The sequence below is a fragment of the Micromonospora sp. NPDC023737 genome (assembly GCF_040639715.1).
Classification (GTDB): domain Bacteria; phylum Actinomycetota; class Actinomycetes; order Mycobacteriales; family Micromonosporaceae; genus Micromonospora.
Genome location: NZ_JBFAAL010000015.1, coordinates 72,031 through 84,146 on the forward strand (window position 1 = coordinate 72,031; position 12,116 = coordinate 84,146).

The following is a 12,116-nucleotide window of genomic DNA, read 5'->3' on the forward strand; positions in this document are numbered from 1 at the left end:
GGTTAGAGGTGCGGCGAGCGGGTACGCCCGGCGCGATGCGGCAGCCACGGAGGGGAGCGTGCTGATGGTCGGACGACTGGCGGGCCGGACCGCCCTGATCACCGGCTCCGACTCGGGCATCGGGCAGGCCACGGCGATCGAGTTCGGCCGGGAGGGCGCGGACGTGGTGGTGCACTACCTGCACGACCACGCGGGCGCGAACCACACGAAGGCCGAGATCGAGAAGACCGGGCGGCGGGCCGTCGTGGTGCAGGGCGACATCAGCGTCGAGCACCAGGTGGAGGCGATGTTCGACGAGGCCCTCGGGGAGTTCGACCGGCTGGACATCCTGATGAACGACGCCGGTGTGGACGCCTCCGGCATCCCGGTCGCCGACCTGGACACCGCGACCTGGGACCGGGCCATCCGCACCAACCTCTACGGGATGTTCTTCTGTTGCCGGCGGTTCATCCAGCACCGTCGCGACCAGGGCGGACACGGGAAGATCATCAACATCACCTCCGTCCATCAGGAGGTGGCCCGGGCCGGCGGCTCCGACTACGACGCGAGCAAGGGCGGCATGCTGGAACTGGCGAAGAGCATCGCCCTGGAGGTCGCCCCGATGCACATGAACGTCAACAACATCGGCCCCGGGATGGTGCTCACCCCGTTCAACCAGCAGGCGATCGACGACCCGAAGTTCCTGGAGGAACAGGTTCAGTCGATTCCCTGGAAGCGGGCCGCACAGCCGGAGGAGATCGCCAAGCTCGCCGTCTTCCTGGCCAGCGACGACGCCGACTATGTCACCGGGTCGACGTACTTCATGGATGGCGGCCTGATGCAGAACCAGGGGCAGGGTGCGTAGGCGCCACGGTCCGACAGCTTGGTGAGGGCGTCGCCGATCAGGGAGACGAAACAGCGCATCGTCGGCCCCCGGAGTCCCGCCGAGGCGGCCAGCTGCTCGATGAACGCGGCGGTGATGCGGTCCAGCTGCGGGCGTACCTCCGTGGCCAGGTCGGGACGCTCGGCGGGTGCCAGTTCCGGGTGCCGGGTCCACAGGTCGTACAGCCCGCGCTGCACCAGCTTGCTCACCTCGATCTGCGCTCGAAAGAACTCGACGGTGTCCTCGGGGTCGACACCGGCCTCGACGGCCAGCCCGGCCGCCTGATCCAGCAGCTGCTGCTCCCGGACCGGATCCTCGATCGGAGTGCTCGTGCCGAACTTCGCCGCCGCCACCTTGTCGGCGAGCAGGATCCGTTCGGTGGCCAACGCGACCAGCGAGGTCAGCTCTCCCGTGTCGCACTCCTCAACCGGGATGTCGCTCACCCCAACCTGCGGTGCCTCGTACGCCTGGTCGTCGGCGGTCCTGAGCATCAGCACGCCGCGCTTCTCGGCGCAGTCCCGCCCGAGGCCGACCGTCTCGCGGATCGCGGCCATCTGTGCTCTCTTCTCCGCCCGCAACGGGCAAGGGCGGCGGCCCGCTCACTGAGGCCGAGCGGACCGCCGCCAGAGTCTCCGGCTCAGGACGTGGTGTTGCGGGGACCCGTCCAACCGCCGGGGATCACCGTGCGGCCTGCTCGATGACCTCGGTCACGGCGTCGGGGCGGCTGAGCATGACCGCGTGCGAGGCGTCCACCTCAGTGGTGCGGGCGTTGGCACGGGCGGTCATGAACCGCTGGAGATCCGGGTTGATGGCGTGGTCCTGGCGCGTGACGAGGGCCCACGACGGGATGGTGCGGAAGCCCTCGACCGCGCTGGCGTCGGTGACAGCATCGGTGTTGGCCGGACGCTGAGTGGTGGCGAGGTTGGCGGCGGTGGTCTTGTCCACGTCGCCGGCGAACGCGTCGCGGAACCTGGCCGGATCGATGACGACCTCCGTGCCGCCGGGAACCGGGGTCGAGATCAGCGGCAGCGCCGGGGTGGACTTCGCGGCGAGCTCGCCGATGGTCTCGCCCTTGGCCGGAATGAAGCCGGCGATGTAGACCAGCGACTTCACGTCAGGAACGGCAGTGGCGGCGTTGGTGATGATCGCAGCGCCGTAGGAGTGGCCGACCAGTACCTTCGGGCCGTCGATCGTGTCGAGGTAACTCGTGACGTACGCGGTGTCGCTGGTCAGACCTCGCAACGGGTTGGCGATGGCCCGCACCGGATAGCCGTCATGGCGCAGCCGCTGCATGACCGGGGCCCAGCTCGAAGAGTCGGCCCAGGCACCGTGGATGAGCACGACTGTCGGCTTCGGCGACTTGCCCGGCTTGCCGGCGTTCATGGCCATCGCCGGGACGGCCGCCGCACCGAGCAGAGTGAGCGTGGCGGCGCCGACGACGGCCGCACGACGGGAGAAACGCAGACGCATGACAAATCTGTCCTTTCACGACAGTGGTACGGGAGTTGGTGGTGGCGCGACCGGGAGGCCGGCCCGTACCGCTGGGGAAGCCGGGGCGCTGATCCGCACGGCTCGGGTCAACGGCCGTACGTTTCGAGCAGGCGTAGCCACACCTCGCTGACGGTCGGATACGACGGAACCGCGTGCCACAGGCGATCCAGCGGTACCTCACCGACGATGGCGATCGTCGCGGCGTGCAGCAGTTCCGCGACGTCCGGACCGACGAGCGTGAAACCGACGATCACGCGCCGGTCCTCGTCGACGACCATCCGGGCATGTCCCTGATAGCCGTCGGCGTGCAGGGTGGCTCCCGCGACGGCGCCCAGGTCGTAGTCCACCACCCGGATCCGCAACCCGGCCGCCTCGGCGGCGGACGCGGTCAGCCCCACCGACGCGACCTCCGGATCGGTGAAGACCACCTGCGGCACCGCACGCTCATCGGCTGCGGCCACATGCCGGCCCCACCGGCCGTCGTCGACCCTCTCGCCCTTCGCCCGGGCCACGATCACGTCACCGACGGCGCGCGCCTGATACTTGCCCTGATGGGTCAGCAGCACCCGTCGGTTGACGTCACCAGCCGCGTACAGCCACCCGTCGCCGATCAGCGCCCCGTCGTCGTCGACGACCCGCAGCGTGTCGTCGACCGTGAGCCACGCGCCGGGCTTCAAGCCGATCCTGTCGAGGCCGAGGTCCTGCGTGTTCGGCGTACGGCCGACCGCTACCAGGATTTCGTCGGCCTCGACCTGCTCCCCGTCGGCGAGCGTGACGCGTATGGTGCCGTCCGCGGCGCGGCTCACCGACACGGCCTCGGCGCCGAGGCGTACCGACACGCCGGCGTCCCACAGCGACTGCGTGACCCGGTCACCGACGAACGGCTCCGCCCGCGGCAGCACACCGTCCCGGGCCAGCACCGTCACCATGGATCCGAGATTCGCGTACGCGGTCGCCATCTCCGTCGCCACCACGCCACCACCGATGATGGCGAGTCGGTCGGGAACCTCGCTCGCGGCGGCCGCCTCCCGGCTGGTCCACGGTGCCGCCTCGCGCAGCCCGGTGACGTCCGGGATCAGCGCGCTGCTTCCGGTCGTGACGACTACCGCATGCCGGGCGGTGAGCGCGGTAGAGGCACCGTCCGCCGCGGTCACCTCGACGACCCGGTCGGAGCGGATCCGTCCCTGGCCGCGGTACAGCGCGATCCCGGCGGAGTCGAGCCAGGACACCTGCCCGTCGTCTGACCAGTTCGAGGCGAAGGCGTCGCGGCGGCCCAGCACGGCGGACGCGTCCAGGTCACCCGTGATCGTCTCTCGCGCGCCGGGCAGCCGGCGTGCCGCCCGCAGCGCGCTCGCGCTGCGCAGCAGCGCCTTCGTCGGCATGCAGGCCCAGTAGGAGCACTCACCACCGACGAGCTCCCGCTCGATGATGGCGGCGGTCAGGCCGCCCTGCACGACCCGGTCGGCGACGTTCTCCCCGACCGGCCCCGCACCGATCACGACCACGTCATAGGTGGCGTTGTCCATGTCAGTTCGCCTTCGCGGCCCGGCCGAGGCGGATGGCCGAGATGAGGAAGAAGATGGCGCCGGGGATGGCGTAGCCGATCGCGTTGGTCAGCGCCGGGTTGTCCGCGGAGGCGGCCGCGAGGAACGACCCACCGGCGAGCACGGAGATGCCACCACTGATGATCATCGGCCACTGGCCGCCCATCTTGCGGCGGGTGGCACCCACGACCAGCTGAATCAGCCCGGCCACGATCGCCCAGGCACCCCACACCTGAAGCATCGCCGGAATGCCGGAGATGCCGGCGACGGCCAGGCCGATCGCGGCGAGCAGGCTGACGGCGATGTTCGCGTACAGCAGGGCCGGTGACCCGGTGGCTCGCGACGCGCGGGCGTCGACGATGGCGGCGGCGACGTCGAACAGCGGATAGATCACGAAGAGCGTGACGGCGAGAGGGTTGAGGTCTTTGGCGACCGCGAACGTGACGCCGGCCCAGACGATGGCGAACGCGAAGCGGACGAAGTACAGCCGCCGCAGAGCGGAGGCCGTCGTCGAGATGCCGGGTGCGGCAACGGTGGTCATGGTCATCCTTTCGGTGTGGTTCCTGAGGGGGACCGCCACCAGCACGGGCTGCGGCCGGAATACCACCCTGTAGAACGAACGTTCTGTCTAATCGAACGTAGCGACCGCGGGTCGGCCTGTCAAGACCGAACGTTCTACCCACCTGCCTGTGATCGGCTCCGCTGCCGCTGCCGTCGTGCCCGCGCGGTGCTGAAGGGCTGGTGCATCGGGGCGTGATCGTGGCCGGCGGGTGGGGATCCCGGCGTTCCGAAGGTCGTGACCGAACGTTCTGTTCGCTAAGATGGGGGCATGGTGCGTAGCGAGACTGGAGCCCGGCCGTCCGAGGCGCGAGAGCGACTCCTCGCCACGGCGACCAGGATCTTCTACGGGGAGGGAATCCACTCGGTCGGCGTCGACCGGATCATCGCCGAGGCGAAAGTGACCCGGGCCACGTTCTACCGTCACTTCCCGGGCAAAGAGGATCTCGTCGTCGCTTACCTGCAGGCGGCCGATCAAGCGATCCGCGACCACGTGGAAGCGGCCCTCGCCGCCGGCCTGCCCGCGTCCGACGCCCTCCGGGCCATCGCGGAGTCGATCGCCCGGGACATCCAGTCCGCGGGCTTTCGCGGCTGCGCCTTCCTGAACGCCGTCGCGGAGTATCCCGATCCCGACAACCCCGTGCACCAGGCCGTCCTCGCTCATCGGCAGTGGTTCCTCGAGACGATCAACAGCCTGCTGGCGGACATCCAGGAGAGCGAGGCCGAGCCGGCGGCGCGGCACTTCGTCATGCTGCGCGACGGCGCCATGGCTGCCGGCTGCCTGTTCGACCCTGTGCTGATCTCCGAGACGTTCCTGCGCGGCGTCGAGGGACTCGTCCGAACCCACGCCGCACGCCAGCCATCCTGAGTCGCATACCAGAACGCCTGACCTGCCGAGGGTGAGGAGAGGCTCCGCCTGGGCGCGGCTACAGCTTCCAGGTGTACGCGCACCAACGCGACGCCGTTGGCCTCTTCGGCGCGGTCGCGGCGTTCAGCGACCGTCGTACTGAAGCTGAGACGGTGGTGCTGCCGGACGGCACGTCGATGGCGCTCCCGGGAACCTGCGGTTTCGAGAACGGCCGGACGGTGACGTTGACCGATGTGGTCGCGGGCCACGCGTCCACCTGCGTCGGCGGGGATCAAAGCCTGCATCCCCAGCGAGGTGGACCAGGACGCGCACCACCGTGCCAGAGGCTCCGCGGGCGGTTGCTGAGCTGCCAGGTGGCGGCGGCCCAGATCATGGCTTCTTGTGTGGCGGGGAGTGTTTCGTCCCGACTGGATCAGCCGCCGCTGACCGGGCTCCGGCAAAGTCGGGTCGCTAGACTCCGCGCATGCACCATTGCCGACCTTCGTCCACAAAACGCACAGCGATCGGGGCGCTACTGCTGGTCTTGGCCGTGGCCGGCTGCGACTCCAAGGCGGAATCGTCCGCCGATGCCACGCCGTCGAGCCCTGACACCGCCGCTACCGCGACCGCCTCCCGCGCTGCTTCCGCCCCAAGTCCCCGTGACGCCGAACCTTCCGCATCTTCCTCCCCCACCGTGGACGAGTCGCGGGAGGTGGAGGCGGCACAGGAGCCCAAAGCGGCACAGGAGTCCAAAGCCGCACAGAAGCCTAAAGCGCCACAGGAGACGGAGGCGCCGAGCGGAGGCGGCACCAAGTACACCGAGTGTGCCGACGGCGACTGCAAAGTGTCCTTCTCCGGTTCGGTCGAATTCCCACTCGCCAGGTGGACGGTGTCGGCCTACGTGGAGGATGGCGGTGTCAGTGTGCGACTGACCAAAGCCAATGGCATGGGCGGCGGTGGCGGCTTCATGGCAGGGCCCGGGTGCACTGTGGCGGTACACGCCGACGGCGGCGGGCGAGTCGGATGCGACCAACCCGGAGCCGAGCCCGAACCGGGAGGGTACGTCGTACACCTGCTGGAACTGGACGGGGACAGCGCGGTCATCCGCGCGATCCTGGGCTGACTGTGAGGATCGCTGTCGCCGCCTGATTGTGCCGGGCTGTGGTCTGGTGGCCGTGCGTGTGACCCTTGCTCTGACTGGCTTCGTGCCTTTGAGCCTCCTTGTCCACGCACGGTCACCGGCCCCGGCCAGGTCTGCCGCACGGGTAGCTGACACCTGACTTGTAGCGCTGCGTGGCGCTGCTGAGAGGATGAGCAGCCCAAAAACAACGGCCAACGCTGGTGCTCCTTAGACCGGCTCGACCCGGGCAGCGTTGAGCACGGCCCCTCCTTTTCAACACGATCGCACACTTCTTGACCCAATCGCTCAGGGGCATCTATGGTCGCGGATGGATCTGACTCGCACCCGCCGCCCTTATGGAGCCGCCATGCGAACAGTCGTCACCGCCCTCGCCCTCGCCCTCGTCGTCCCGGTGGCCGCCGCGCCGCCGTCGCAGGGAGCGCCACCGCCTGGAGTGCCGCCGTCGCGGACGGCCTCCGCACCGACCGGGTCGGAGCTGGCGCAGACACCGCCCCTCGGCTGGAACAGCTGGAACACGTTCGGCTGTGACATCAACGAGAAGCTGATCCGCGACACTGCGGACGCGATCGTCGCCTCCGGAATGGCGGCCGCCGGCTACGAGTACGTCAACATCGACGACTGCTGGGCCGAGAAGGAGCGGGACCCCGTCACCGGCACCTACGTCCCCCACCACGAGCGCTTCCCGAGCGGCATCAAGGCACTGGCCGACTACGTGCACGTCAAGGGCCTCAAGCTCGGCATCTACACCAGTGCCGGCACCGAGACCTGCGCGCGGACCATGCCGGGCAGCCTCGGCCACGAGGACCTCGACGCGCAGACGTTCGCCGACTGGGGTGTCGACTACCTCAAGTACGACAACTGCAACAACCAGGGCGTCCCCGCGCAGGAGCGCTACAAGGCGATGGGTGACGCGCTGGCGAAGACCGGCCGGCCGATCGTCTACAGCATCTGCGAATGGGGCGAGAACGACCCGTGGCTGTGGGGCGACTCGGTCGGCGGCGACCTGTGGCGCACCACCGGCGACATCACCGACTCCTGGTCAAGCGTGATGTCGCTCCTCGACCAGCAGGTCGGGCTGGAGGCGTACTCCGGCCCGAGCGCCTGGAACGACCCGGACATGCTCGAGGTCGGCAATCCCGGTCTGACGCAGGGCGAGAGCCGTGCCCACATGAGCCTGTGGGCACTGCTGAACGCGCCGCTCATCGCGGGCAACGACGTGCGCTCGATGCCGGCGTGGGCGCGTAACCAGCTCACCGATCCGGACGTGCTCGCGGTCAACCAGGACTGGAGCGGGCGGCAGGGCGCGAAGCTGCGCGACGACGGCGACAGCGAGGTCTGGACCAAGAGGATGTCCGACGGTTCGGTCGCCGTCGTCCTGCTCAACCGGGCGTCGGCGCCGGCCACCATCGGCACCACGGCGACCGAACTCGGGCTGCCACGAGCCGCCACCGGATACCGGGTGCGGGACTTGTGGACCAACACCACGGCGGCCTCCGGGGGACGGGTGCGCGCCCAGGTCCCCGGCCACGGCGCGGTCATGCTCCGGGTCAGCGCCGGCGGCACCGCCGGGCTGGCGCCGATGGTCGCCGTCGACGTGACGCCGGCCCAGCCGTACGTCGGGGGCAGCGAGGCGAACACGGTCACGGTGACGGTCCACAACGACGGTACGACCGCCGTGACGAGGGCGCGGCTGGCGCTCACCGCTCCGGTGGACTGGACCGCGACAGCCACCGGACCGACGCAGCTCGGCTCGATCGCTCCCGGCCGGACCGGCACGGCGACCTGGCGGCTGACCGCGGACGGTCCCGACCTCGGTCCGGTGGACCTGACGGCGAGCGCCAGCTGGGTCTGGCGTGACCGGGTGTACGCCGGCACCGCGGCGGGCCGGTTCACCGTGGCGCCCCCGGCGCCGGCCGGTACGTCGTACCTGTCCGACCTGCCCTGGCTGTACGCGGAGAACGGTTGGGGTCCGGTCGAGCGGGACCGGAGCAACGGCGAGACGGCGGCCGGGGACGGTAGGCCGTTGACGATCGCCGGCACCGTTCACGAGAAGGGCCTCGGCAGCCACGCGCCGAGCCGGATCGGATACTTCCTCGACTCGCGGTGCAGCCGGTTCACCGTGACGGTCGGGATCGACGACGAGGTCGGCGACCAGGGCCGGGTCCGGTTCGAGGTCTGGGGTGACGGGGTCGGCCTCGCCACCGCCGAGGCCACCGGGGCGGGCGCCGGTGTCCCGCTCGACGTCGCGGTCGACGGCGTGGATGTCGTCGAGCTGCGTACGGACCCGGTCGACGGGCAGAACTACGACCACGCGGACTGGGCGACCCCGGTGATCACCTGCGCCTGAGCCGCTTCCCCTTCGTTCGCCGGTACCGGCGGCAGGCCGCGCATTCCCGGCCCGCCGCCGGCCGGTTCCTCCTGGTGGTGTGGTCGAAGGGGTGCCGGCGGAGACGAGAACGTTCTTCAGCACGACGCCACCGGTGCCCGGCTGGATGATGTGGAAGGCGAAGGCTGGCCAGTCATCGGTGATTTGGTCGATGGACTCTTTGAGCGAAGGCATCCACCGAACTAGGGCGCGTGTCAAAGTCGCGGTCGAGTCGGAGCGGAGTCCAGGCGGTGATCCGGCAAGGCGCCGGGTTGTCCGGATACCGGTGTTGTATCCGGACGAGACGGCAACGCCGCCGGTCACCGTCTGGGGCCGCAGTTGTTTCTCCTGCCTTGACCGCTGCTTGCTGCAACTTCGCGCACTGTGGACTTGGCATGTGTGACGCACTCGACGCCGCTGCCAATAATGCGTCCCGAGGCGGGGAGCACCGCGTGGGACGGTCTTACCCACCTAGTGGAGACCCGGCGGCAACGGGCCTCAGGATACCTTCAGTGACGAAAGGATGGGCGCGTAATTTTGGCAGGGATTCGGCAGATGCCGGGCCCGCACCCCACCCCGGTATTTCGGGGATCTTCGTCGGTCAGTCGCTCGTTCGGCGTTGGGGTCGCGTCGAAATGGACGCGATCGCGGCGACAATGGCCACGGCGGCGCTGACCGCGTTCACGGCGGCGTACGCGTGGCCCGCTGGGTGGCTGCCCGCGACGCCGTAATAGAGAGTGCCGAGGCCAGCCACGACGATCACGCCGCCCAGTTGGGAAGCGGTGGTGATTAGACCGCTGGCGTCCGATGCCTCGTCTTTGTGCACGGAACCGGTAATCGTTGCCATCAGCGCCGCGAAGTTCAATCCCAGCCCGAACCCGCCGCCGGCCAGCACGACCAGAAGCACGGGTAGGGACGGTCGATCGCCGTAGACCGTGACCGCGAGCGCCGCGTACGCGGCGGCGAGGAGCAGGCAACCGACACCGGCAGCCGTAGGCAGCGAGATCCGCCCCCGGTGTGGCAGGGCCCGGCCGGCCAGGCCGAACGCCGTCACCCAGGGCAGCAGGACAAGCCCGGAGTAGATCGGGCCGTGGCCAAGGCCGCCCTGTAGGTATTGCGCCAAGGTGAACAACAACGCGAAGTACGTGCCCGACGCTCCCGCCAGGGCGACTAGGCCAGCCCCGACCGACCGCCTTTGCATCAGTTCGACGCGCAGCACGGGGGAGCCGCCGGAGCGGGTGGTGCGCTGTTGAAGCCTACCGAACAGGGCGAGCGCCGCGAGCCCCGCGACGAGCGACGCCCAGGTCCACGCGGGCCAACCGCTTTCCCGGCCGAATAACAGCGGCACGACAACAAGTGTGAGCCCGGCGGTCAGCGTCACCGTGCCACGCGTATCAAGGTCGGGGCGGGTGACGGCCGGCGCGGGGGCAGGCAGGACCCGCCGACCGACGAGGAGGCTGATGAGCCCGATCGGTACGTTGATCAAAAAGATCGGACGCCATCCCGTGCCGAACAGATTGGCCGAGGTCAGGACGCCGCCGAGAATCTGCCCCACTACGGCGCTGCCGGCCAGCACCGCGCCGTAGGCACTGACGGCCTTGGCCCGTCGCGGCCCCGTGAAGTGGTGTTGGATGCCGGTGAGCACCTGGGGCACCAACGCCGCCGCCCCGAGCCCTTGGAGCAAACGCGCGCCAACCAGCACGGCTGGTGAGGGCGCCAGCCCGCACAACAACGACGCGAGTCCGAACACCGATAGTCCGCTAAGGAACACGCGCCGATAGCCGAACAACTGGCCGGCCCGCGCGCCGGTGACCAGCAGCACCGCGTACACCAGGGTGTATCCCGCTATCACCGCTTCGAGCATCGCTCCACTGGCACCCAACTCGGCGGATATGCTCGGTGTGGCGACATTGACAACACTCACATCAATGTTCGCCATGAGCTGGCCTGCAAGTAACACACCCAAAATCGTCGATGTCGTCGAATTCGAAGGTCTGGATGGTGCGCTCGGGGATACGGTCGGTGCTAAGTTGGCGGCCGTCAAGTGGTTTGTTTTCACGAGGTTGATCTTTTCTCGTGTATGGCCGCGTCGCTGGCGGAAATCCGACCCCGCACTGGCTAGGTCGAGCGACGAGGGTACGCAGCCCGGCGAGCGCCTCGACGTGTTCGACGCCGCGTGGGGAGCCGGTCGAGAACGGTGCCTTCAGTCAGCCGTGAGATCTGGGGCGTCGGTGCATCGGTCGACAGGGCTCACGGACGTAAGGGTCTTCGTGTCGAAGCGAACTCGCCAGGTGGTCCCGTCCTTGGCGGACAGCACGATCTCGTCATTGCCCACGAAGTCGGCGCGGCCGAAGAGCCATCCCGGACCGGCGCCAGAGCTCTCCTCGATGAAACAGGCCAAACTTCTGCTTCCCTCGCGGCTTCCGATACCCTCCCGGCTTTGCAGTTTCAGCAGTACGCGTCCGGAGCCGAAGAAGCGGGGAGATCGGTACGATACGAGCCTGAAGGTGGGGGATTTTGCGACGACCCCATCGTTGGACTCCTCGGGAAGGGGAAACACGGAACCGAGCAGGCCGACAAGGGTGGCTGCGGTCGCTACGGTCGCCGCGACTGTCTGTAAGGCGATACGTGGAGCACGGCGCCGAACAGCGAGGTGAGCAGCCGCCGCGACGAGCCCGGCGGCGAGTGCGCTGCCCAGGAACGGATGGGCCAATGGCCGCAGGTAGATGTGGCCCCCGCGCTTGGGGCTGAAGCACAGCTCTCCGCCACCCGCGCAACGCCAGGCGAACCCTCCGACCCCGTCCGCGTTCGCGAGGATCGTCACAGAAACTGTCTGCGGCGACCACCAGAAGTCCTACCGCGAGCCCATGACGAGGGACCAGTTTCACGGCGGGCAGTATGCCAGCGGTTTGCCCAGTCGGTCGGAGTCACACCTCCCTGACCGAGCAGCTTGTTCCAGTCGACCTCGGGGTGCAGCGGATGTGCAGCAGGTGGACAGGAACTTCTCGACACTGTCGAGTGCCACCTCGCCCGGCAGCGGTTGCGGCCCAACTGCGGCGCACCTCGCCCAGTGCTGGGCCAGGTCGAACAGCGTCCACTCAGGGCAGGTCGGCACCTGCACGTCGAGGCTGGGCGCGGCGACCGCGGCTCGGAGGGCGGTCGACTGTTTCTCGATCAGTCGCAGCAGAACGGGGAACTCCAAAGGCTTCCGCTCCGGTCGTCTATCACCACGCTCCGGCAGCCGGACAGTGGGTTGCGCTGCCACCGCCCCGCAGCCGCCAGCTGCTGAACTGCTCACCAGGTCTCGG

At 69.0% G+C, this 12,116-nt stretch carries 11 protein-coding genes and 1 pseudogene; 5 read left to right on the plus strand and 7 right to left on the minus strand.

All coding sequences use genetic code 11. The annotated features are described in order from the left end of the window. Window positions 1-64: 64 nt before the first annotated feature. Window positions 65-844 carry an SDR family oxidoreductase gene (locus AB0F98_RS25615; protein ID WP_357739994.1) on the plus strand — a complete coding sequence of 260 codons (780 nt, stop codon included), beginning with the start codon at window positions 65-67 and terminating at the stop codon, window positions 842-844. Here the strand turns inward: AB0F98_RS25615 and aroQ are convergent. The 4 genes from aroQ to AB0F98_RS25635 all read right to left on the minus strand — a co-directional run bounded on the left by aroQ (window position 778) and on the right by AB0F98_RS25635 (window position 4,438). Beyond that, window positions 778-1,416: a gamma subclass chorismate mutase AroQ gene (gene aroQ, locus AB0F98_RS25620; protein ID WP_357739997.1), complete on the minus strand. Its 639-nt coding sequence runs from the start codon at window positions 1,414-1,416 to the stop codon at window positions 778-780. The two genes, AB0F98_RS25615 and aroQ, sit on opposite strands and share 67 nt — an antisense overlap. Before the next feature lie 124 nt (window positions 1,417-1,540). Then, on the minus strand, window positions 1,541-2,332 hold the full coding sequence (locus AB0F98_RS25625) for an alpha/beta hydrolase (protein ID WP_357740000.1): 792 nt from the start codon (window positions 2,330-2,332) through the stop codon (window positions 1,541-1,543). Between the two features lie 107 nt (window positions 2,333-2,439). Continuing rightward, window positions 2,440-3,879, minus strand: coding sequence for an NAD(P)/FAD-dependent oxidoreductase (locus AB0F98_RS25630; RefSeq protein WP_357740003.1), 1,440 nt, complete (start codon window positions 3,877-3,879; stop codon window positions 2,440-2,442). A gap of 1 nt (window position 3,880) precedes the next feature. Further along, a complete protein-coding gene (locus AB0F98_RS25635; protein ID WP_357740006.1) occupies window positions 3,881-4,438 on the minus strand; it encodes a hypothetical protein in 558 nt (185 codons plus the stop codon). Between the two features lie 288 nt (window positions 4,439-4,726). Here AB0F98_RS25635 and AB0F98_RS25640 point away from each other — a divergent pair, with 288 nt between their 5' ends. The 4 genes and pseudogenes from AB0F98_RS25640 (at window position 4,727) to AB0F98_RS25655 (ending at window position 8,790) form a co-directional block, all read left to right on the plus strand. Continuing rightward, a complete protein-coding gene (locus tag AB0F98_RS25640) occupies window positions 4,727-5,323 on the plus strand; it encodes a TetR/AcrR family transcriptional regulator (RefSeq protein ID WP_357740011.1) in 597 nt (198 codons plus the stop codon). 241 nt (window positions 5,324-5,564) lie between these two features. Then, window positions 5,565-5,662, plus strand: a pseudogene (locus tag AB0F98_RS25645) (IS5/IS1182 family transposase); the annotation flags it as partial. A gap of 334 nt (window positions 5,663-5,996) precedes the next feature. Then, complete coding sequence (locus tag AB0F98_RS25650) at window positions 5,997-6,425, plus strand: hypothetical protein (RefSeq protein WP_357740014.1); 429 nt, start codon at window positions 5,997-5,999, stop codon at window positions 6,423-6,425. Window positions 6,426-6,789: 364 nt separating this feature from the next. Continuing rightward, the gene (locus AB0F98_RS25655; RefSeq protein WP_357740016.1) at window positions 6,790-8,790 is read left to right on the plus strand and encodes an NPCBM/NEW2 domain-containing protein; all 2,001 of its coding nucleotides are present in this window, start codon (window positions 6,790-6,792) and stop codon (window positions 8,788-8,790) included. A 619-nt stretch (window positions 8,791-9,409) separates the two neighbouring features. On the opposite strand, the gene AB0F98_RS25660 is transcribed toward AB0F98_RS25655, so the two are convergent. The 3 genes from AB0F98_RS25660 to AB0F98_RS25670 form a co-directional block, all read right to left on the minus strand. Next, entirely contained in the window at window positions 9,410-10,768 is a 1,359-nt protein-coding gene (locus tag AB0F98_RS25660; protein WP_357740019.1) for an MFS transporter, read from the minus strand. Window positions 10,769-11,011: 243 nt separating this feature from the next. Next, complete coding sequence (locus AB0F98_RS25665) at window positions 11,012-11,632, minus strand: hypothetical protein (RefSeq protein ID WP_357740022.1); 621 nt, start codon at window positions 11,630-11,632, stop codon at window positions 11,012-11,014. Window positions 11,633-11,692: 60 nt separating this feature from the next. Beyond that, complete coding sequence (locus tag AB0F98_RS25670; protein ID WP_357740025.1) at window positions 11,693-12,106, minus strand: maleylpyruvate isomerase N-terminal domain-containing protein; 414 nt, start codon at window positions 12,104-12,106, stop codon at window positions 11,693-11,695. Window positions 12,107-12,116: the final 10 nt, after the last annotated feature.